Origin of the sequence: Thermococcus sp., assembly GCF_027023865.1 — an archaeon.
Classification (GTDB): domain Archaea; phylum Methanobacteriota_B; class Thermococci; order Thermococcales; family Thermococcaceae; genus Thermococcus.
Map to the genome: position 1 here is coordinate 131,405 of NZ_JALVUC010000003.1, position 19,593 is coordinate 150,997.

Annotated in this window: 23 protein-coding genes; 5 read left to right on the plus strand and 18 right to left on the minus strand. The window is 51.4% G+C overall.

What is annotated here, in order from left to right; all coding sequences use genetic code 11:
* Positions 1 to 39 precede the first annotated feature (39 nt).
* Complete coding sequence (gene pyrI / locus MV421_RS01160; RefSeq protein WP_297421746.1) at positions 40 to 495, minus strand: aspartate carbamoyltransferase regulatory subunit; 456 nt, start codon at positions 493 to 495, stop codon at positions 40 to 42.
* Positions 496 to 630: 135 nt separating this feature from the next.
* Positions 631 to 1,557, minus strand: coding sequence for an aspartate carbamoyltransferase (gene pyrB, locus MV421_RS01165; RefSeq protein ID WP_297421744.1), 927 nt, complete (start codon positions 1,555 to 1,557; stop codon positions 631 to 633).
* 127 nt (positions 1,558 to 1,684) lie between these two features.
* Here pyrB and MV421_RS01170 point away from each other — a divergent pair, with 127 nt between their 5' ends.
* Both MV421_RS01170 and MV421_RS01175 read left to right on the plus strand, forming a co-directional pair.
* Positions 1,685 to 2,587, plus strand: a complete 903-nt coding sequence (locus MV421_RS01170) for a thiamine-phosphate synthase family protein (RefSeq protein ID WP_297421742.1) — start codon at positions 1,685 to 1,687, stop codon at positions 2,585 to 2,587.
* Positions 2,584 to 2,997: a secondary thiamine-phosphate synthase enzyme YjbQ gene (locus tag MV421_RS01175; RefSeq protein WP_297421740.1), complete on the plus strand. Its 414-nt coding sequence runs from the start codon at positions 2,584 to 2,586 to the stop codon at positions 2,995 to 2,997. The genes MV421_RS01170 and MV421_RS01175 overlap by 4 nt, the downstream gene beginning before the upstream one ends.
* Here MV421_RS01175 and MV421_RS01180 read toward each other — a convergent pair.
* The 5 genes from MV421_RS01180 to MV421_RS01200 form a co-directional block, all read right to left on the minus strand.
* On the minus strand, positions 2,984 to 4,162 hold the full coding sequence (locus tag MV421_RS01180; protein ID WP_297421738.1) for an ATP-binding protein: 1,179 nt from the start codon (positions 4,160 to 4,162) through the stop codon (positions 2,984 to 2,986). The two genes, MV421_RS01175 and MV421_RS01180, sit on opposite strands and share 14 nt — an antisense overlap.
* Before the next feature lie 81 nt (positions 4,163 to 4,243).
* Positions 4,244 to 4,375, minus strand: a complete 132-nt coding sequence (locus tag MV421_RS01185; protein ID WP_297517706.1) for a hypothetical protein — start codon at positions 4,373 to 4,375, stop codon at positions 4,244 to 4,246.
* Between the two features lie 178 nt (positions 4,376 to 4,553).
* Positions 4,554 to 5,864 (minus strand): transposase, encoded by a 1,311-nt coding sequence (locus tag MV421_RS01190; RefSeq protein ID WP_297517710.1) that lies wholly within the window; start codon positions 5,862 to 5,864, stop codon positions 4,554 to 4,556.
* Positions 5,865 to 6,281: 417 nt separating this feature from the next.
* Complete coding sequence (locus tag MV421_RS01195; RefSeq protein ID WP_297421347.1) at positions 6,282 to 6,698, minus strand: EamA family transporter; 417 nt, start codon at positions 6,696 to 6,698, stop codon at positions 6,282 to 6,284.
* 144 nt (positions 6,699 to 6,842) lie between these two features.
* Positions 6,843 to 8,189, minus strand: coding sequence for a cyclic 2,3-diphosphoglycerate synthase (locus MV421_RS01200; protein ID WP_297421345.1), 1,347 nt, complete (start codon positions 8,187 to 8,189; stop codon positions 6,843 to 6,845).
* Between the two features lie 207 nt (positions 8,190 to 8,396).
* On the opposite strand from MV421_RS01200, the gene MV421_RS01205 reads away from it, so the two are divergent.
* Entirely contained in the window at positions 8,397 to 8,849 is a 453-nt protein-coding gene (locus MV421_RS01205; RefSeq protein WP_297503220.1) for an alanyl-tRNA editing protein, read from the plus strand.
* 608 nt (positions 8,850 to 9,457) lie between these two features.
* Here the strand turns inward: MV421_RS01205 and MV421_RS01210 are convergent.
* The 9 genes from MV421_RS01210 to MV421_RS01250 form a co-directional block, all read right to left on the minus strand.
* Positions 9,458 to 9,928: a hypothetical protein gene (locus MV421_RS01210; RefSeq protein ID WP_297503222.1), complete on the minus strand. Its 471-nt coding sequence runs from the start codon at positions 9,926 to 9,928 to the stop codon at positions 9,458 to 9,460.
* Between the two features lie 50 nt (positions 9,929 to 9,978).
* Positions 9,979 to 10,479 (minus strand): hypothetical protein, encoded by a 501-nt coding sequence (locus MV421_RS01215; RefSeq protein ID WP_297421341.1) that lies wholly within the window; start codon positions 10,477 to 10,479, stop codon positions 9,979 to 9,981.
* Positions 10,476 to 10,874: a hypothetical protein gene (locus tag MV421_RS01220; protein ID WP_297421339.1), complete on the minus strand. Its 399-nt coding sequence runs from the start codon at positions 10,872 to 10,874 to the stop codon at positions 10,476 to 10,478. Before MV421_RS01220 ends, MV421_RS01215 begins: the two co-directional genes overlap by 4 nt.
* Before the next feature lie 282 nt (positions 10,875 to 11,156).
* Positions 11,157 to 11,948: an extradiol dioxygenase gene (locus tag MV421_RS01225; protein WP_297421352.1), complete on the minus strand. Its 792-nt coding sequence runs from the start codon at positions 11,946 to 11,948 to the stop codon at positions 11,157 to 11,159.
* 5 nt (positions 11,949 to 11,953) lie between these two features.
* The gene (thrC, locus tag MV421_RS01230) at positions 11,954 to 13,096 is read right to left on the minus strand and encodes a threonine synthase (RefSeq protein WP_297503224.1); all 1,143 of its coding nucleotides are present in this window, start codon (positions 13,094 to 13,096) and stop codon (positions 11,954 to 11,956) included.
* Positions 13,086 to 14,183 (minus strand): hypothetical protein, encoded by a 1,098-nt coding sequence (locus tag MV421_RS01235; RefSeq protein WP_297421335.1) that lies wholly within the window; start codon positions 14,181 to 14,183, stop codon positions 13,086 to 13,088. Before MV421_RS01235 ends, thrC begins: the two co-directional genes overlap by 11 nt.
* A 55-nt stretch (positions 14,184 to 14,238) precedes the next feature.
* On the minus strand, positions 14,239 to 14,841 hold the full coding sequence (gene psmB, locus MV421_RS01240; RefSeq protein WP_297421332.1) for an archaeal proteasome endopeptidase complex subunit beta: 603 nt from the start codon (positions 14,839 to 14,841) through the stop codon (positions 14,239 to 14,241).
* 26 nt (positions 14,842 to 14,867) lie between these two features.
* Positions 14,868 to 15,605, minus strand: a complete 738-nt coding sequence (locus MV421_RS01245; RefSeq protein ID WP_297421330.1) for an ABC transporter ATP-binding protein — start codon at positions 15,603 to 15,605, stop codon at positions 14,868 to 14,870.
* The gene (locus MV421_RS01250; RefSeq protein ID WP_297421328.1) at positions 15,602 to 16,618 is read right to left on the minus strand and encodes an iron ABC transporter permease; all 1,017 of its coding nucleotides are present in this window, start codon (positions 16,616 to 16,618) and stop codon (positions 15,602 to 15,604) included. The genes MV421_RS01245 and MV421_RS01250 overlap by 4 nt, the downstream gene beginning before the upstream one ends.
* A 75-nt stretch (positions 16,619 to 16,693) precedes the next feature.
* Here MV421_RS01250 and rimI point away from each other — a divergent pair, with 75 nt between their 5' ends.
* Positions 16,694 to 17,197, plus strand: a complete 504-nt coding sequence (rimI, locus tag MV421_RS01255) for a ribosomal protein S18-alanine N-acetyltransferase (RefSeq protein ID WP_297421326.1) — start codon at positions 16,694 to 16,696, stop codon at positions 17,195 to 17,197.
* Entirely contained in the window at positions 17,194 to 17,709 is a 516-nt protein-coding gene (endA, locus tag MV421_RS01260; protein ID WP_297503226.1) for a tRNA-intron lyase, read from the plus strand. Before rimI ends, endA begins: the two co-directional genes overlap by 4 nt.
* Before the next feature lie 4 nt (positions 17,710 to 17,713).
* On the opposite strand, the gene MV421_RS01265 is transcribed toward endA, so the two are convergent.
* Together MV421_RS01265 and MV421_RS01270 are read right to left on the minus strand one after the other, a co-directional pair.
* Positions 17,714 to 18,244, minus strand: a complete 531-nt coding sequence (locus MV421_RS01265) for a hypothetical protein (protein WP_297517713.1) — start codon at positions 18,242 to 18,244, stop codon at positions 17,714 to 17,716.
* Between the two features lie 80 nt (positions 18,245 to 18,324).
* Positions 18,325 to 19,332 carry a hypothetical protein gene (locus MV421_RS01270; protein ID WP_297503230.1) on the minus strand — a complete coding sequence of 336 codons (1,008 nt, stop codon included), beginning with the start codon at positions 19,330 to 19,332 and terminating at the stop codon, positions 18,325 to 18,327.
* Positions 19,333 to 19,593 lie beyond the last annotated feature (261 nt).

Genomic DNA, 19,593 nt, shown 5'->3' on the forward strand with positions numbered 1-19,593 from the left:
CATTCACCCCTTTTTCTCTTCAGAAAAAAAGAAAAGCCATCAAAGGTTGCCCAGTATTTCATCCCCCTCAATAGTCCTCTCACAGTAGCGGCAGCGAAGTTTGAGTGGTTCTCTACTCTCAATCCTAAACTTCGGGGCAACATATTCATGGTTGCTGATGCAGTTCGGATTTGGGCACCTTAGGATTCCGACTATCTCGTCTGGAATCTCCACGTTGAACTTTCCTGATATCTTATAGTCCTTCACGATGTTCACGGTTGCCATCGGTGCTATCAGTGCTATCTTGTTGACCTCCTCCTCGTTCAAATAGCGCCCCTCTATCTTCACGATATCCTTCCTTCCGAGTTTTTTGCTGGGAACGTTTGAGGCTATGAGAAGGGTTCCATCGTTGGGCTTGGTCAGACCAAGTATTTCAACAACTTTCAGCCACCTTCCTGCCGGGATGTGGTCTATGACCGTCCCCTCGGGGATTACTTCTATCTTAAGCTCGGGCATTTAGAGCACCCCCATAACAGCCCTTTGCTCCGCAAAGCGCTGGCGGAAAATTGTTGGGATCTTATAAGCACTTCCAGTCCCCGTTGCATCCCACGCAGGATTTTGATGGGGATACACGTAGAAACCAGCACTCATTTAGAGCACCCCCAGGGTTAGCCCGATAAGGGCCATTCTTACTGGAACGCCTGAGAAAACCTGCCTGAAGTAGAGGGCGTGCTCGCTCTTATCCACCTCCGGGTGGATCTCGTCAACCCTCGGGAGTGGGTGCATTATCTTGAGGCTTTCCTTGGCGTTCGTTAGCAGGGAGCAGTTCACTTGATAGCTGCCCTTGACCTTGAGGTATTCCTCCTCGTCCGGGAAGCGCTCCCTCTGAATCCTCGTCACGTAGAGGACGTCGAGTTCCGGAATCGTGCCCTCTAGGTCGGTCGTCTCGTGAACCTTAACACCCCTTTCGCGTAGCTCTTCAACGATGTGCTTTGGCATCCCTAGAAGCTCAGGTGAGATGAGGTAGAGCTCGACGTTGTAGAAAGCTAACGCTTCTGCTAGGCTGTGAACGGCTCTTCCATACTTCAAATCACCGAGCAAGCCTATAGTAAGGCCGTCTATTCTTCCAAAGGCGTGCTTTATGGTGTAGAGGTCGAGGAGTGTTTGAGTGGGATGCTGATTGCTTCCGTCGCCGGCGTTGATGACGGGTATCCCTGTCACCTCTGCTGCGAGCCTTGCTGCCCCCTCCCTCGGGTGTCTGATGACTATGGCATCACTGTACTGTTCGACCGTCCTTACTGTGTCGGCCAAACTTTCGCCCTTCTTGACACTCGTGCTCGCCGCCGAGGAGAATCCAATGACTGAGCCTCCTAAACGATGCATCGCGCTCTCGAAGCTCAGACGCGTCCTCGTCGACGGCTCGAAGAAGAGCGTCGCGAGGATTTTTCCTCGGGCGTAGTCCAGCGAGCCTTTCTCCTTCAGCTCATCCTCAAGCTTTTTGGCAGTCTTCAAAACAATCTCTATGTCCTCTTTCGAGAAGTCCCTAACGCTTACCACATCGCGTCCTTTCCAATCCATAAGTGCCCTTCTAGTGTGAATTCCGATGGGTTTTTAAGGATTTTTTGACATGGATCTGTTGACTGGTGTCCGGTAACTCTTTAAACCCGAGTTCGAAACTTTAATAACCGAGTTTTAGGGTGGGAACATGAGAACGCCGAGTGTTTTTATTGCTGAGGAGATAATGCCTTATCTTCGCGCTAGGGTCGCAGAGAGGCTTTATCATGAGGGCTTCAAGCAGGTGAGAATAGCGGATTATCTCGGCATAACCCAGGCGATGGTCAGTAAATACCTCGCGGGCCGCTATAGGAAACCGTTGCGCGAGATTGCCGAGAGGCTCGATTCGATAGCAGATGAAGTGGTTAGGCTTATCCTTTTTGGTGGTGGCAGGGATGAGGCTATTGTCCTTGTGACAAGGCGGCTATTCGACCTCTTTGAGAGTGGTTTCTTATGTAGGTTTTACTCGGAATACTCTGGCCTCGATGAGGAAACCTGCAGGTCTCTCTTTGTGAGGGGAGGGGGGCGGGCTGAAATCCTCGAGGAGATGAACAGGGCTATCTCGCACCTCTCTCATCTCAGGGGCTTTCCCAGCCTAATCCCCGAAGTTCGGAGCAACCTCGCCTGTGCTCTGCCCTCTCCCTCTGTAAAGGAGGATGTTGCCGCCGTTCCCGGTAGGATAACCTCAGCGAAGGGGAGGATTTTTGCCCTCCCTCCTGAGTTCGGGGCGAGCAGTTTTACCGCTGGAATTCTCCTGAGGTTATCTGAGTGGAACCCTAGAATTCGGAGCGTCATGAACATTCGTTACGGTCCCGATGTGGAGGATGCTTTAAAGCGCGCCGGCTTCTCCTTTGCGAGGGTTAAAACCGGGGGATTGTCTGAGGAGGAGGCTATACCAAAGATAGTACGCCCGTTTGAAGACGGCACCTACGACGCGGTAATCGATGAGGGCGGCCATGGTGTAGAGCCGCTGGTGTACATCTTCGGGAGAGACCCGCTGGAGGTTGTTGAGAAGATTGAGCGTCTCATAAGCGCTTTGGGGGTGTTGGAATGAGGGTTTTCAAGGAGGAATTGAAGTTCTCGACCGACGGCGAGATCGACCTTGTTGACATAACCGCTGAGGTTGAGCGGGTCGTTGAAGAGAGTGGAATTCAAAACGGTCAGGTTTTGGTTTTCGTGCCCGGTGCTACCGGAGCGATAGTCACGATAGAGCATGAGGTTGGCCTCTTGGAGGACTTTAAACAGGCCTTGAAGAGGCTTGTCCCGAAAGGTGCCGGCTACCTCCACGACAGAATCGACGACAATGCCCACAGCCATCTCCGTGCCACGCTCCTCAGTGCGAGTGAGTGCTTCCCTATTGTTGATGGCCGTCTCGTGAGGGGAACTTGGCAGCAGATTTTCTTCGTGGAGCTTGATGTCAGACCGAGACACAGGAGGGTTGTGGTGCAGGTTATGGGGGAGTGAGTTCGAGGAGGAAGAAGGGCACGTCCTCCTTCTCCAACACCCTTACGTTTTTCGGGTACTTCCTGTGGGCCTTTCCCGCCTTCACCTCGACCTTGAGGTCTCCGGCAACCGCATCGACCTCGTAGGAGTTCCTGTAGTAGTAAACCTCGCCGAAACGGCGGTGGAGATGTTCCTGAACTACCCATTCGTATAGTGCGTACTCCTTCAGCTTGGTCCCACTCCACAGAGCGAAGAGCCTCGCCAAGAGGGGATCACGGAAGAAGAACTTCTTCTCGCGCTTATAGAGTACTTGATTTCCCTGCTTGAGGTAGGATATCCCAAGGATGTAAAGCTCGGTGAAGAACTCGATGTAATCTTGGATTACCTTGTAGGAGTAGCCGGAGGTCATCCCGGCCAAGGCTCTAAAGCTAGTCGCCGAGGGAGCGCTCCTAATTACGGCCGAAAACGTCTCCTTCGCTATCTCAAGGCTTTTTCCAAAGCGGACAATCTCTCCTATGTATGCCCCGAGGAGATCGTCCATCGGGAGGCCGTTTATTGAAGCAGGGAATCCACCGGTAGTCAAGTAGTCTTCGAAGAACTTCAGGACTTTTTCCCTGTGAAGTTCCGGCTTTTTAAGCCCCATTATCTCCACGTACTCTGGAAATGAGAGTGGCATGACCTCTATGGTCTTTCCGCTCCCCCTCCTGCCCGGGAAGAGCTCGATGTCCCTCTTGACCCTCAGGGAGCTTGATCCCGTAACTGTCACTACGTTATTCTCCAGAAGGCCGGTGTCAATGAGTGGTTTAACCCCGCGCCACCATCCTTCGAGAGAGGTAACCTCGTCGAGGAAAACATAGCCAGTCTTAATATCTTCTTTCGCCTTAAGCTCCTGGAACTCGCGGAGGAGATTTAAGAGCTCTCTGTGGCTTGGAAGAACCTCGACGTTGATGTAGAGGATTGACTCTGGGGGGTTATCCTTCAGGAGTTCTTGAATCAGGAGTTTTATCCCGGTGGTTTTCCCAACCTGCCTTGGGCCGAGGACGAAGTTGAGGGAGAACGGCTTAAGCGAGAGTCTATCCAGCCATTTTGGCCGCCAGTGGAATCTCTGCTCTTTCCAGCGCCTCACGTGGTAGTCCTCCTTCCCATCCCACCAGGGGTTCATGTAAATGAGATCGCCCACCCTCATAGGGACACCTGAGAACTGATAGTTCTCAATTATTTATAAACTTTGAGAACTCGAAGTTCTTAGGGTTTAAAAATAAAGAAATCAGAGCTTGATCGATATCTTGGCCTTGTCGCTCTTCTTGAGCTGGAGTGTTATGAGCATCTTCCTCAGCTCGCTGTAGCGCCTGTGTGCGAGGATCATTATTACAAAATTGAGCAAGTTTGCGATTCCCACCAACGTCATTGATATTCCAAGCCCTATGTAGGCAAAGAACGTAAGAGAAATCCTCCCGAGGTCCAAGCTATTAGCGAGTCATTTCGGGCATCTTTCGCCAGTTTCATAGCATCATTAATTGTGTCTTCTCTAGCCACCTTACTGACTTCCTCCCCGTCGTGAACGGCGAGGGTTCGGCTTAACCCCTCGCCAAACTCGGGAAGGTTTGAGGGGCTTCATTAAAACCCAATCCAAAGCGGGTCTTCGACCCCTCTGGCCGGGTCTTCGGCCAGTTACCCCTCACTTGAGCGTAGAGACCACCCAAGTTCGGGGTTATGGTTTTCACCACCTTCTTTAAGATATTAAACGCTCCAACTAAGTCCGCGTTAAACACAAGCCCCGTCGTAGGACACTTGAACAATCCCCGAACAAACCTCGCCTCCTCGTGGGGCTTCCCGCAGACGGGACAAGTCTTCGAAGTAAAAGCCTCATTCACAACCACAACACTAATACCATACTCTTCCGAGACTTCTTTCAGCCTTTGAATCACCATGTTAAACTGCCAGACGTGGGAGAGGAGAAAATTCTGCTTTTTACCCTTATCGGAGTTCCTGCTAATACCCTTTGGATAACCCACGACAATCCTTGAAACTCCGAGGCGGTAGAGCCTCTCGAGGGTCTGCCTTACTGCCGTGTTGATGTAGTGCCTCGCTTGGAGTTTAGCCTTCTCGTGCATTCTCTTAAGCTTCCGGCTCTTCTTCGCTCCGGACTTGTTGAGTTTTGACTGATAATCAGCGATAACCTTCCTGAAGTAGAAGTCTATGGCTTTCAAGGGTCTTCCGTTCACGAGGAAGCTTTCACCGTTTTCCACGTAAACGGCCATTAAATTATTCACTCCAAGGTCAATGCCAGCAGAGAGGTTGCCTAATGGTTCTCTTGGAACTTTAACCCACTCACCGTTGGTTAACTTTTCTTCCACCGTGCATGAGATGTGAGCATACCATTTCCGCTTAACGGTGTCATAGGTGAGTTCTAATCTCCCCTGCTTGCCTTTCAAGTGTATTCTGCCTTTGAACTGGACTTCTAAGCGTTTGAACTTGCCAAGGCCTTTTAGAATGAGCGTATTCCCGTCAATCTTGTATTGGTCGTTTCTAAGGACGATTAATGGTTTTCTCTTCCCGTCGTCTTTCAAGTAGTTCGGTGGTTTTGGCTTGAGCCATTCTGGTAGTTCTTTGTTTCTTTTGCTCCTTAAGAGTGAGAAGAATGAACGCCAGGCTTCGGTGTTCTTCCTGCAAATTTGCTGGACTGTCGCAGAACCGATTTCCTTCTTGAATTCTTCGTAAACGATTTTCTCTGTTGAATTAAAGTCCACGATTTGTTCTTTGAAGAATTCTTGCCTGTGGAGGTAGTTTACTCGATTCCAGATTTTAGCTCCAGTGTCGGCTAACTTGAAGAGTGCTTTTTCTTGTTCTTTGCTTGGTTGGAGTTTTACTGTTACTGAGCGTTTCATCTCAAAGTATGGTATGGCTCTTAGGTTTTAAAATGGTTTGCTTTCCTTTTTGAGGGCTTTTGGGCGTTTTACTGCATCCCCGCCCTAAAGGGCGAGGCTTTCGGGAAGAAAAAAGTAACGGTACATTTAACCGTTCCTAACTGACGGTAAGAGTATACTGCCGCTGACAGAAACCATCCCCCGAGAGCCACTCCTACGCCTAAATCCGTCCAAAAGAAGACAAATATCATACCCAAAATACTGGAGGCATCAAATAGATAGAGTCCCATTTTGTCATTGGAGATGCAATCTCTTGATATCATTCCCCTCCTCCTTCCGGGTATTTATAGATTTCCCTCCCCCAGGAGGGTATAGCACGGGCGGAGACTGTAGAAGAAGACCAGAACCCCAGTATCGGGGGGAGATTCGTGGATGGGCTCACAGCGACACTAGGAGTGCGCCGAGGACGATGAGAATTGCCCCAAGGGCGGTCTTAAGGTTCATCCTGCTCCCGAGGACGATCCAGGACAGGAATATCGCGAGGGCAACGCTGGTCTTGTCTATCGCGATAACCGCTGGAACTTTTCCGTTCTTTATCGCCATGAAGTAGAACAGCCATGAGAGTGCCCCGGCCAAACCGGAGAGGGTTATCAGAAGGAGCGCCCTGCTATCGATTTCGCTGACCCTAGTGGAGCCGCTGAGGAGGGCAACCCCCACCAGAAAGACCGCCATTATCACAGCCCTAACGGCGGTTGCCAAGGTGGGGTTGACGTCTCTGAGACCGAGTTTCCCGAATATAGGAACGAGGGAAGCGAAGAGGGCCGCGAGAAGCGCGTAGATTATGTATCCTCTCATTCCACCTCACCTAAGGGGATAATAACCCGCCCAAGTTCATTGGCCCCGCCTTCGGCGGCACTCCCCGGGCGGGGGGGATTGGTCTTTTACAATAAAAAGGTTTCGACGAGGGAAAATTAGAAAAACTAAAAGGAACGGGGAAACTCACTTCTTGAGCTTCTCGCACTTCTCAACCCAATCTTTGAGCACATCTTTGAGCTTCGGCTCGCCGATCTCCTCAAGTTCGTAGCGGACGCGAACGGCCGGCTTGTTGAGCTTGACGACGCGCCTGAGGTCGATCGGGGTTCCGATGACGACGACGTCTGCATCTGCCCTGTTGATGGTCTCCTCAAGCTCCTTGATCTGCTTCTCGCCGTAGCCCATGGCCGGCAGGATGACGTCGAGGTGGCTGTACTTCTTGTAGGTGTCGACGATCGAACCGACGGCGTAGGGCCTCGGGTCGATTATCTCCTTAGCCCCGTACTTCTTCGCCGCTATGTAACCGGCACCGTACTTCATGCCTCCGTGCGTTAGAGTTGGCCCGTCTTCAACGACGAGAACGCGCTTGCCCTTGATGAGCTCCGGCTTGTCGACGTAGAGCGGTGAGGCACCGTCGATGACAATGGCGTTCGGGTTGATCTTCTCGATGTCCTCGCGGACCTTCTGAATGTCATCGCGGTTAGCTGTATCTATCTTGTTGATGATTATGACGTCAGCGCTTCTGAAGTTGGTCTCACCTGGGTGGTACTTGACCTCGTGGCCGGGCCTGTGCGGGTCGGTAACCACTATCCAGAGGTCTGGCACGTAGAACGGGAAGTCGTTGTTCCCGCCGTCCCAGAGGATGATGTCAGCCTCCTTCTCAGCCTCGCGGAGAATCTTCTCGTAGTCCACTCCAGCATAGACGACCATGCCCCTGTCTATGTAAGGCTCGTACTCCTCGCGCTCCTCGATAGTGCACTCGTATTTGTCGAGGTCCTCGTAGGTGGCGAAGCGCTGAACCATCTGCTTCCTGAGGTCGCCGTAGGGCATCGGGTGCCTTATGGCAACGACCTTGTAGCCCATTTCCTGGAGGAGCTGGGCGACCTTTCTGGAAGTCTGGCTCTTTCCACAGCCAGTTCTGACGGCGGTGACCGCTACAACAGGCTTGGTGCTCTTTATCATTGTGCTCTTCGGGCCGAGGAGCCAGAAGTCTGCTCCAGCGCTGTGTGCCCTGCTCGCAAGGTGCATGACGTGCTCGTGCGGAACATCGGAGTAGGCGAAGACGACGATATCGATGTCGTGCTCTTTGATTATCTTCTCCATGTCGTCCTCGCTCCATATCGGAATCCCGTTCGGGTAAAGCTCTCCGGCAAGCTCTGGCGGGTATGTTCTGCCCTCAATGTCAGGGATCTGGGTCGCGGTGAAGGCAACGACCTCGTAGTCTGGGTTGTCCCTGAAGAACGTGTTGAAGTTGTGGAAGTCCCTTCCGGCCGCTCCAAGAATCAGAACTCTCTTCTTTCCTTTCTCGGCCATTTTCGTTCACCTCTAAAACTTTGTTCGTTGGTGTATTGCCCTTTACACTTATAACGGTTTTTGTTTAATGGTGAAAGAGCTTTACATAACTCTTTCGGAATCCTATGATGTTTTTTGAAAAACTTTCAGAAACATCTGAACCCTCACCGTCTTGGGATTACCCGATGGGTTAATAAACGATTGCTGAAAAGTCCTCGGGGGAGTTTCATGAACAATGGGGTGAGAACTCACACTGCTCTTCATGTGGTCAAGGGTGCCGTTGTTAAGGTTCTCGGCGAAAGGGCCAAATGGACGGCGTCAACCTACGTCAAAGGCAATGGGGGTGTTTTAACGGTCAAGTTCGACAGGAAGCCGACACCCGAAGAAATCGCGGAGATAGAGCGCCTTGCCAACGAGAAGGTTAATGAGAACGTTCCCATCAATGTCTATGAACTCCCGCGCGAAGAAGCGGAGAAGCGTTTTGGGGAGGATATGTACGACCTCTTCCCGGTTCCAGAGGGTGTGAAAACGCTTAAAGTGGTTGTCATCGAGGGCTGGAACGTGAATGCGTGCAGCAAAGAACACACCAAGAGGACGGGGGAAATAGGAAGAATAAAAATCAGAAAAATCCGCTTCAGGAGGAGCAAGGAACTGCTTGAGATTGGGTTTGATGTTCTCTGATGCCCGCGCCTTCCTGCCTTCAGTGCTCCGAGGACTACCGCTAGGAGCGCGAGCAGTCCCGGACCGCAGATTTCTCGCCCCTTCTTGTTTCTCTCGTTCCACTGCTTCGGGGACGTCATCTCGGCCGTTAGGTCGGCGACTTTACCGCTCCCGCTAACCCTCAGCAACTCCCACTTTTCTCCAGCGCTACCTGCGACCAGCAATGAATCCCCCAGCGGAGCCGCGTAGACCGCTGAAACGTTTAGCCTAGTGAGTTCCTTGAAGCTTCTCCCATCGTACGTGAGGATTTCGTTCCCGGAAAACAGGAACCACTGCCCCTTCCAGACGGCTAAATCGATACCCATGTCCGAGACCTTTGTCAGGTTTCCCCCGCCTTCGTAGGCGTACAGACCATCGTTTGTGACAATCAGAACGACCGAGCCGTTTGAGTACATCGAACGCACCCTGAGCCCCGGGGGAAGCTGAAGGGAAAGCGTCAAGTTCTTACTGTGCAGGCAGAGCTCAGTCCTGTTTCCGGTTCTGGTGTAGACGAGCCATCCTTCCCCTAGGGGGGCAACGTGTATCTCGTCGGCCGTCACGTTCGTCGGCTTGAAATCCGTCCCGTTGAATCAGACGAGGGTTTGATAGGTTAGCATGGTGACCTTCTCCATGACCAGCGAGGCATCTTTCTTTCCTGCCCTGAACTCGACCACGGCGCAGGTCGAGCATCCTGGCTTGCTGTACACCCTGAAGGTCTTGCCGTCGAAGGTTGCAATCCGCTCAACCCCGTCGAAGACCCATTGGCCTCTGAAGTAGCCGACGACCGTTGGGTTCAGCCCTTCGTAGTAGCGCCAGTCCCTTGGCTCAAGGGTTGTGGGAGTGGTCGTGATTTCCTCTCTGCTCTTTGGGATAGGCACTTTGTAGAAGGCCCTTCCATCGTAGAGGACCGTGTGGAACCCGCCGGTCGAGTAGTACGTTATCATCGCGGCCGTTCCGTTAGAGGCGAGCCCCCATATTTCCATCCCTGCTTTTGCGCTGACTGAGGACAGGGTTATGCACACGATTAGCAGTGCAACAACGGGTAGTGTTGCCCTCATCATTCAACCTCCGCAGTATCTTTGTTTGAAAAAACTAAAAAAACTAAAGATGTTCAACAGGTTTTGTTTACTATATTATTACAAGAGTTGTTAGTGTACTCTTCTTTTACTTTCAAGTAATTTCTGATATCGTTGCTGAAATAATAATAGATATACTTAAATCCTCCAACAGCATCGCTTGCACAGTAATATCCTGCCGCCCGGTTAGTGCATCTCAGGTCTTCCTCTGGTATGCACTGGCATCCACAGTTCTCTCTCTTTCCGCCCTCATGTTCATCCCTTACAGCGTTATCACATTCGAATTCAACTCCCCAGCCCCGTTTTTTGCACTCCAGCATGAATGCTTTCAGTTGATTGAAGTTTATGCCGTTTGGTCTGTATGGATCTTTTACCTGCATGCAATTAGGATTGTATTTGTATCCCGTATCGTCTTTAACTTGATAGTAGTGGGGCTGGGGCGCTATGTTAGTGAAGTGTATGTGCTTTTGGCACTTATCCATGTATCTAAAGCTTAAGTTACCCTCAATCGGAATCCACACGGCATATTTTTTCATATTCCTGATGTCTCCAACGATTTTTGGATGTTATCCCGGCAATATGTGCCGTCTTTGGCTTTGGCCGTATACATAGTATAAGCTCCCTCTGGGACTAAGTAGTATCCTCTAACCTTGGAACCTACCCTCTTCTCTATAGTATTGAGCCAGTCTTTCATTTGGGGGTATGTCCATGTGCCTTGGGGGTTTGGAATTTCGGCTATCAACTGGAATCCGGGCTTTAAGTCCCAAAATCTGTTGATTATCTCTATTAACCTGTCAATGTCCGCCGAGTCTCTCTCTGTTTCTGGTCCTAAAATTATAGCCCCATCAAACTCCATTACAAAATCTTTTATTTGTGATGTCGGGGTTGTCTCACTACCAATATAGTAGAAAAGACCAACATTCCAGGTCATGTAGTATCACCTCCAATGTGTGTCAATTTATAATATACCAACTTTAAGTTAAAAGCTTTTTGGTAAGATTGCTAACTTATGTGTTTTAATAAATCTATCAATGCACTAAAAGTGTTGTAATATGCGGCAGTCGAAGACCTATCACGAAGACGGAGTCACTTTTCACTCATCTTGAAAGGAGCTACGGCCTGCTGATGAGTGACATGCTTCGGGTCATTGGCCGATCATATGTGTTTTTGTCCCTCAGCTCCACAACGCCGAAGGCCTTCCATATTGGGTTGTCTAGCTCTTTCTCACCCACAGCGCTCCGGCCATCCCAAAGTAAGTCGGACAGGCGTATGCGCTCTCTTTTAGCTCAAATTCTCCGACTCTCATCGCCCCGAGCATCATCAGCATCTGCCAGTAGCTGTCCACCAATGCCTTTTTCACAAACTCTTCCGGGAGTTCTGGAAGTTCTTCAAGGCGGTTTTCGTTTATTAGTTCCATTATCAGCCTGTCGTAATCCTCGCTCTCCTTAACCTTCCTGTAGGGGCCGTTCTCATCGTGCCCATGCCCGTGATCGGCGCTTATTATTAGGGCCACCTTCTCCCCTTCCTCCTCGAGGGTTCTCCCGAGGACTTCGCCGAACTCTATGAGGTCTGCCCTTTCAACGCCCCTTGACGGCGTTATCAGAACCAGGGGTTTTTTCTCGAGGAACTGCAACGGTATCAGTTCCCCCCAGCTCAGGGGCCAGCGTGAGTACTCACCTCTCAACGAGGCGAAGTTCAAATCAACTACCGGCATTCCAGCGTCTTTCTCGTTCCTGTAAATTTTTTCGGCCAGTTCTCTCCAGGTTTCCCATTCGCCGGGAAGTTCCTTCCCCTCAAAGCCGATCCAGGAAACTAGGTGCTCGGCCATAACGATTCCAAGGTGGTCGCTCATCCTTACGTTGTGGGGGCTGACAAGGACGTAGGAGTCAACATCTGCGAAGGCCCTTCCGATATCCCTGAGAACCTCCGCCAGCTTTTTCGTTTCCCCATCTGGAGGCTCCAAAACGGGGTTCCCATGGGGCATCAAACCTATTCCGACGAGCATTTTCATCACCTCAGGCATTTTTCAAGGTTTCCAATCGCGCATTCCATTATTCCTCCGCCTTCCATATGGGAAAGCGTCTTCAGCCCGGAGCCGGTTAGGATTGAGACGACCTTGGTGCCCTCGGGGATTGTTCCGCTTTCAACGAGCTTCTTCAGAGCCGCTATTCCGGTTGCGCTCGCCGGCTGGACGAAGAGGCCTTCACCGGCCAGCTTTTTCTGAGCTTCGATTATCCCTTCGTCGCTCACGGTAACGCAGAGCCAATTGAACTCGCGGAGCAGTTTTAGGACCGCGTTCCCGCTCGGCGGGTAAGGGTTTGCTATGGCCTTTGCTATTGTCTTTGGCCTTTCAAAGTGCTCTATCCTCGCTTTCCCCTCCCTGAACGCCCTGCATATCGGGGAGCAACCTTTGGCCTGAACAGTTATAAGCTTTGGGAGCTCTTCAATCAGCCCGTTCCTCATCAGCTCGATGAAGCCCTTCGCTATCCCCCTGAAGAGCCCTCCTGAGCTGGTGGGGATTAGAACGTAGTCCGGCGTTGTCTCCTCGGCTATCTCGAATGCTATGCCCTTGTAGCCCTCGACGCGGAAGGGGTTGTCGGAGTTGATGAAATAAACACCCAGGTTCTCCCCGAGTTTCAGGCTCTCAAAGTAAAGTCTCCCGTAGTCGCCCCTGACTCTTATGACACTTCCGCCGTAAACCGAAACGGCTTTGAGCTTCTCCTCGTCCGCGTTTTCCGAGACGAGGATTTTTGCACTGAGGCCAGCCCTTGCGGCGTAGGCGGCTACACTTGCCGCCATGTTGCCGGTCGAAACGGTTCCGACAGCCTTGTAGCCTGCTTTAATGGCGTAGCTCACCGCCAGAAAGGTCCCCCTGTCCTTGAAGCTCCACGTCGGGTTAGCCGTCTCGTTCTTGAGGTAGAGCCTTATGCCAAGCTCCTCTCCGAGCCTTGATTTAACCAGCGGAGTATCCCCCTCACCGAGCGAGAACTCTAAAACCGGTTCAATCGGCCAGAAGTTCCAAAAGCGCTCCCAGACGCTCTTTCCTATGTAGGGCTCACCCTTGAGGATTTTAAACTCCACCGGCTCACCGCAGGAGCAGCGCTGGACGGGTTCCTCATAGGTTCTCCCACAGATAGGGCATCTAAGCTTCATTCACCTCCCTCCTGAAGGCTTTGAGGGTTACTACTCTTCCCGAGATGGTTATGGTGTAGGTTGCATAGTCGTTCCCTCTCGCGAGTTTCTCAAGGGTTTTTCCGAGCTCCATTGTGGCCGATTTGCTGGAGAAGAGGACGCGCCAGATGAGAATGTAGCCGGTTCCGTTCCTTGCTAAGATGAGCTTGTCTCCGCGCCACGAGGTTGAGACGTTCCAAACGGTCGCGTTGTTGAGCTTGGCAACGTCCCTGAGGAGAACATAAACGTAGAACGCACCGAGCCTGTCGTCCCAGAGAACCTTCGAGCCGTTCGGAACCTCAACGCTGACCCTCTCGGGAGTGAAATTCTCAAGGTAGAGCCTCGGCACCATTATCTCAAGCGTCGAGTTGGGGTAGCGTGAGTATGCGGAGTTGATCAGCTTCCAGCCCCCCTTCTCGTACAGGTAGCGAACGAATCTGTCCCCGAAGACGTAGGGAAAGATGTCCAGGTCTGTTATCGGGTTACCGCTCAGGGAGCGTATCTTGTGGATTGGAATCCCATTCCTTTCGCAGTAGAGATCTGCCACGAGGTCCGCGTCTCCCTCGACAAGGGCCTTTACCGCGAGGGTTCCGTCCGAGGTGTTCGCTCCATAGCGCGCGTTGAACCACTGCTTCTGGAGCACGTGCACGCTCTCGTGGGCTATCGTCCGCTCGGCCGTTGCTTTGTTGCCAAAGAAGTTCTCCCTGATTATGTAGATGGTGTCTCCAACGGTCGCCGCTATCCAGTCTGCCCTCTGCTCGTTCTCCTGGCGGATGAACTGGTAGTCCGGCGGCAGAAGAAGGGTCATCTTATATATCATCTCCTCCTCGTGGAGCCTTTCGAGGTCCAGCTTTCCGGGTTTCCACATAGCTAACGCTTGGGCTTTTGTTATAACGACGATCTTCGGCTTCTCTTTGAAGTGGAGGCCCCTTATCTCCTGTACCTGCTCCAGAATGGAGTTTACCTGGTCTAGAACTTCATCTGGGCCGGCCATCATGTAGGCCGCAGCGTAGAGTGAGAGGAACATGAGCCCAACGAGGAGACCCGCCAGTGGGAGCTTCCCCTTCATGATTGAAAGTTGGGTGGGGAGGTTAAAAAGGGCTTTGGTGCAATCTTTGATTGTTTCAATCCTTGAATTCGACGAACTCCTCCCTCATGCCATCTTTTGTTATGACAACGACCTGAACCTTTCTGTCTCCTGTATAAACATCCCGCTTTCCAGCGGTTTTGACGGCCCTGATTGCAAGCTCCCTCGCCTCCTCAGCGCCCATCCCCTTCTTGAACCCGTCCTCGAGAACGGCTATCGCGAAGGGGCTTCCCGAGCCTGTCGCCGTATAGTCATCGAAGACGAGGCCGCCGAGCGGGTCGAGGTTCGCCAGCGTAGGCTCATCAACGTAGCCGCCCACGATAATCTGCACCATGTATGGAAAGAACTTGTTCTCATTGAGGATGTTGCTAAGCAGGTTGGCCATCGCCTTCGTTGTCATCTCTCTGTTCCAAGTGAACTGATAATACCTCGCCTCTGCCTCCAGCATGCGCGCGAGGGCCTGAACGTCGCCGACGCTTCCGGCCGTTGTTATCGCTATTCTGTCCGTGATGGGAAGTATCTTTCTTATGTTAAGGGTCTCGACCATGTGATCGAGGGAAGCCTGAGTGTCCGCGGCGAGAACGACGCCGTCCTTAGCTTTTATACCAATGGTTGTGGTTCCGGTCTTCTTGGTTTCCATTCTCTCACCCCCTGCTATTTCTCGCGTCATGTTTTAACGCTTTCGTTCTGGCTCGGGATAAGTACCCTGCTCCCGTCAACAGTCTCTATCTTTACCCTCACCCCATAGACCTCCTCGAGGACGCTTTCTTTAAGTGCTTCTGGCTTTCCCTCCCAGCGCTTTTCCCCGCGGTGGAGCAGTATCAACCTGTCTGCGTAGCGGAGTGCCATGTTGAGATCGTGGAGGACTGCTATAACTATCTTCTCATTCCGCATCTTCCTCAGGAGTTCCATCACAACCAGTGCGTGGTTTATGTCGAGGTGGCTAGTCGGTTCGTCGAGGAGTATCGCCTCACTTCCCTGGGCTAATGCTCTCGCTATCAATGCCAGCTGGTACTCTCCCCCGGAGAGGTTGGTTATGGGGTCTCTCCTTTTTTCCCAGAGACCGACGTGCTTTAGGGCACCCTCAACGTCGCCCTTCGTTGCATAGGTGCCCATCTTCACAAACTCCTCAATGGTGAAGGCAAACTGTGGGAGGGAGCTTTGCGGCACGTAGGTTATCATTCTCGCCCTTTCTCGGGGCTTCATTCCGATTAAATCCTTCCCATCAACCAGGACTTTTCCGCGGGGTTTGAGAATGCCGACCATGGCCTTAAGAAGGGTACTCTTTCCGGCACCGTTCGGCCCGATTATCGAGAGAAGCTCGCCTTTTTCCGCTTTAAACTCGACGTTTTTAAGGATTTCCTGCTCTCCATAGGAGAAAGACACGCTCACCTCTAGCTTCATGAGTAAAGCTCCCCCCTCTTATGTTTCATCAGGAGGTAGAGGAAGAAGGGCGCACCCATTATGGCTGTTATTATGCCTACCGGAATCTCCGTCGGCCGTGCCAGAACTCGCGCTAGTAGGTCAGCGGTCACGAGCAGAACACCTCCAAAGAGAGCGCTCGCTGGTGTCAGCTCCCTGTGGTTTGGTCCAAGGATGAGCCTCATTATGTGAGGTCCCATGAGTCCGACGAAGCCTATTATCCCGGAGGTCGAGACGGAGAAAGCGGTGAGCAGCGTGATTGCACCGATGAACAGCTTTCTGTAGAGGTGAAGGTCAAGGCCGAGGGCTATGCTCTCCTCCCCGAGGAGGATGAGGTTCAGTTCGCGCCACCTCCAGATTAGAAAGCCAAGTCCTATTGTTGAGACCAGTGCCATCTCCCCCACGTTGGTCCACATTGCGCCGTTGAAACTCCCCATCAGCCACATCCAGGTTACCGTTGCCCTGTTTTGATGGCTTATTATAACGTACCATGTAGCGGCGCTCGCGAGGAAACCGAAGGCTATTCCAGCGAGGAGGAGGGTGTCCATTGGGACCCTGCCATCAACCTTTGAGACGGAGTAGACGATGAGAACCGACAGCACCGCCGAGACGAGTGCCGCCAGCCCCATGTGGCCGGGGGAATAAACCGATGCCAATGCCGCTCCCAGTCCCGCCCCAGCACTTATGCCTATTATATACGGGTCCGCTAGGGGGTTCCTGAAGAGTGCTTGGCTCGCCGTTCCAGCCCCTGCGAGGCTCATGCCAACGAGGTATGCTAGCAGAACCCTTGGCAGGCGGAGTTCCCAGACAATTACGAAGTACTCTGGCTTCTTACCCGGGTTTATTGAAGGAAACAACCCGTGGAGAGCCTCCTTTACCCCGTAGGCGATTGATGAGGTTATACCGGATGGGCTGATGCTGACAGAGCCTATGTACACCCCAATGAAAACTGCCATTAACGAGAGGATGACGAGCGTTGGGAGCCACTTTCTCATGTCGCCGGATTATTTGTCCAGCCGTTTAAAGGTTTCGGGCCTAAACTTAAAAAGTCCGGTGCCCAAAGTGGTACCATGAGCATTTCCATTCGACAAGGGGATGGCAGAATAGCGTTGGTGATGGTCTCGATAAGGCCGGTCAAGCTATTTGATATTCCAGAAGTGGTTAGGATAGAACGGGAGTCCTTCAACGAGGAATACCCGCGCGGCGTTTTTCTGGCGTTCCTTGAGAACAACCCGAGCACGTTCCTCGTGGCCGAGTATAACGGTAGAATAATCGGCTACGTGATGGGCTACCTGCGTCCGGACATGGAAGGACATATAATGAGCATAGCCGTCGATCCGAAGTACCGGGGAAACGGGATAGGTTCGGCCCTTCTCAACGAGGTTATAGAAAGGCTCGTAAACGAGGGCGCCCGCTACATTGGCTTGGAGGTTCGTGTGAGCAACGAGAACGCGATAAGGCTCTATGAGAGCTTCGGGTTCAGGAAGATTAAGAGGATAATCGCGTACTACTCCGACGGCGAGGACGCCTATTACATGCTCCTGCCGGCGGAGGAATGGGGTGGAAGGAATTGAAGGAACCGATAATTTTTCAGCTTAGCGGTGACAGGGTCTTCAGTGATCGTGAGAAGGCCATAAACCAGTTCTACAACAAGCGCTACTTTGGCGAGGTCGTGAACGGCAAGCTCTTCCTCTCGCTCATCGAGGCGGCCTACCTGATGGAGAAGGGCAAAGTAAGGGTCTTCAACGGCGAGAGGGAGCTGTCCTTCCAGGATCTGGTCGAACTCGGCCGGAAGCGCGATGATCAGTTCGACATAAAGTTGCTCGTCTACACCGACCTTCGGGACAGGGGTTACACCGTCAAGTCAGCCCTCAAGTTCGGCTCTCACTTCCGCGTTTACCGGCGTGGAATGGACGAGCACTCACAATGGCTCGTCTGGGTAGTCCCCGAGAACCTGCGCTTTTCCCCGAACGACATCACGGCGCGGGTTAGGGTGGCCCACGGCGTCAGGAAGAACATGATTATGGCCGTCGTAGATGAGGACAACGACGTGGTTTATTACAAAGTTGAGTGGGTTAAGTTCTGAGGCCTCACTTTCTCAGCCCCCTCAATTCCGTCACGACATTCTGGACCCACTCTGGAAGTTCCTCAAAGGGAACGATCCTAACGCTGACATTCCCTGATTTTAGATTGACCATCACAACTGCAAACTCTCTTTCCGGGGTAGGGAGGGTGGACGTTACGTTGGAATCCTCCGCAGTGTTTCTTTCGTCGCCCCCAACTGAGTAGTAGAGCCAGACCGTGAGGTTGGTCACGTTGTACGTTATGAGGGTTGCTCCGGCTGGGAGGCTGGCCTTTTCCTCAACCAGCGACCGAGCCATGTCAAGTGCCTTTCCCGTGTAACCAAGATAGTCGCTGTGGGAAATCGCCTGGATTTTCAGCACTTTGCCACTATCGGCTCTAACGACCCGGTAGTATCGTGTTCCTTCGCTGGTGTTAACCTGATAGTACTCGTAGTAGGTTGAGTTTCCCAGAAAGATACCGCCGAGGATGTGCGGATGGCTGGCGATTAAGGAGTTAAACTCGGAGTTTTGATGTGAACTTGCACTGTATCCATACATGCCTACACAAAGAATAAAGAGAAAGAAGACGGAAACTGTTAAGTAGGTTCTTTGTAGGTGCTTCTTCACTATCCCTCACCTTAACTCGTATTTACTCTATCAATGTGTACTGAGTTGGTGATAATATAAAGAGGTTTTCCTTTTTTAATTAAGTAAGACACAAGGGAATTAATGTTTTTAGGGGAGTCCTTGAAGAGGCCTTGTGCCTTTAGTTGTATCAAATATCTGGGGGCTATTTTAACTATGTGGTATTTTGAAAGCTCTTGGGGGGTTAGCGTGGAAGGTGTGGGAGCAGTCTCAACTGAGATGTACCATGTTACAGAGTCATAAAGCTCCCCTGCTCCAATGATATAATCATTAACTGTAAATCTCTTGTAAGAGTGGACTCCTGGTTCCACGTATAGTAAGAATCTTATGTAGTGGGCTTCGTCGGGAACTCCTATTCTAGGTCCTCCATAATGCCAGTTCCAATCATAGGTTATTTCGTTGGGATTTTTGTCTCCTTGGTAGTTGCTGAGAAGTGCGTCGACTAAGGAATAGGCATCCATAATAAAGGAAATTCCACTATCCACCTCCATAGCATCTAGGGTTAATTGGAACAAAGAAACCGCAGATTTGTATGAATCATGGGGGCCACTAGTGGATGGGTAAACTGCAGTGAACATTGGGTCATTGGGGTTGTAAAGGAAATGTATCTCTGAGTTTTCCCTTTTTATTGTCACTACATCCTCCATAATGAGTGGGACAGGATCTCCTTTCTTGTATAAAAAGTCATTATTGTTTGAACGTGCACTTGCTGCTCCGGCTATTATGTAGTCGTATCTCCACATCCCAATTCTTGGATCCCATATTCCATCCCATGAACCAAGTGTAACGCTTAGTGAGGCATTATAAGTGCCACCTTCCATACTTCCTCTACCTTTTGCCACTAATGTACTTGTATGCTGGGGATTCGACGATGTTCCGGAAGAGACTATGCCCGGCCATGATGAAGTCGGGGCAATTAGTGTCGTTGCTGCCGCGCTTCCGGCTGTAACTCCAACCATCAGCAGTCCCAGCAGGACTGCGAACAGCGGCTTCCACTTCACGGGGTTCACCTCAATAATGGTTGTGCAATACCACTTGTGCAACTTTCCCTTATAAGTTTTTCCTTTTACTTTTAGTAAAAATTCTTCCTTTTTTTTTCAGGTATGACTTTATTCTAACACATGTTTTTCTCTTGGAACGGGTCAAAAGAAGACTGAGTAAGAAAGTTGCACGACGATGCAACAGGTGATTTTTGGGACCACAACCGTTTGTGCACAGACTAGTAGAATAGAAAAAGAAAACGACAAAACCTCACTTCAGGA

Bases quoted from the DNA above. Each gene is read 5' to 3' on its own strand.
- pyrI (WP_297421746.1), bottom strand. From the start codon at position 495: ATGCCCGAGCTTAAGATAGAAGTAATCCCCGAGGGGACGGTCATAGAC.
- pyrB (WP_297421744.1), bottom strand. From the start codon at position 1,557: ATGGATTGGAAAGGACGCGATGTGGTAAGCGTTAGGGACTTCTCGAAA.
- MV421_RS01170 (WP_297421742.1), top strand. From the start codon at position 1,685: ATGAGAACGCCGAGTGTTTTTATTGCTGAGGAGATAATGCCTTATCTT.
- MV421_RS01175 (WP_297421740.1), top strand. From the start codon at position 2,584: ATGAGGGTTTTCAAGGAGGAATTGAAGTTCTCGACCGACGGCGAGATC.
- MV421_RS01180 (WP_297421738.1), bottom strand. From the start codon at position 4,162: ATGAGGGTGGGCGATCTCATTTACATGAACCCCTGGTGGGATGGGAAG.
- MV421_RS01190 (WP_297517710.1), bottom strand. From the start codon at position 5,864: ATGAAACGCTCAGTAACAGTAAAACTCCAACCAAGCAAAGAACAAGAA.
- MV421_RS01195 (WP_297421347.1), bottom strand. From the start codon at position 6,698: ATGAGAGGATACATAATCTACGCGCTTCTCGCGGCCCTCTTCGCTTCC.
- MV421_RS01200 (WP_297421345.1), bottom strand. From the start codon at position 8,189: ATGGCCGAGAAAGGAAAGAAGAGAGTTCTGATTCTTGGAGCGGCCGGA.
- MV421_RS01205 (WP_297503220.1), top strand. From the start codon at position 8,397: ATGAACAATGGGGTGAGAACTCACACTGCTCTTCATGTGGTCAAGGGT.
- MV421_RS01210 (WP_297503222.1), bottom strand. From the start codon at position 9,928: ATGATGAGGGCAACACTACCCGTTGTTGCACTGCTAATCGTGTGCATA.
- MV421_RS01215 (WP_297421341.1), bottom strand. From the start codon at position 10,479: ATGAAAAAATATGCCGTGTGGATTCCGATTGAGGGTAACTTAAGCTTT.
- MV421_RS01220 (WP_297421339.1), bottom strand. From the start codon at position 10,874: ATGACCTGGAATGTTGGTCTTTTCTACTATATTGGTAGTGAGACAACC.
- MV421_RS01225 (WP_297421352.1), bottom strand. From the start codon at position 11,948: ATGCTCGTCGGAATAGGTTTGATGCCCCATGGGAACCCCGTTTTGGAG.
- thrC (WP_297503224.1), bottom strand. From the start codon at position 13,096: ATGAAGCTTAGATGCCCTATCTGTGGGAGAACCTATGAGGAACCCGTC.
- MV421_RS01235 (WP_297421335.1), bottom strand. From the start codon at position 14,183: ATGAAGGGGAAGCTCCCACTGGCGGGTCTCCTCGTTGGGCTCATGTTC.
- psmB (WP_297421332.1), bottom strand. From the start codon at position 14,841: ATGGAAACCAAGAAGACCGGAACCACAACCATTGGTATAAAAGCTAAG.
- MV421_RS01245 (WP_297421330.1), bottom strand. From the start codon at position 15,605: ATGAAGCTAGAGGTGAGCGTGTCTTTCTCCTATGGAGAGCAGGAAATC.
- MV421_RS01250 (WP_297421328.1), bottom strand. From the start codon at position 16,618: ATGAGAAAGTGGCTCCCAACGCTCGTCATCCTCTCGTTAATGGCAGTT.
- rimI (WP_297421326.1), top strand. From the start codon at position 16,694: ATGAGCATTTCCATTCGACAAGGGGATGGCAGAATAGCGTTGGTGATG.
- MV421_RS01265 (WP_297517713.1), bottom strand. From the start codon at position 18,244: ATGTATGGATACAGTGCAAGTTCACATCAAAACTCCGAGTTTAACTCC.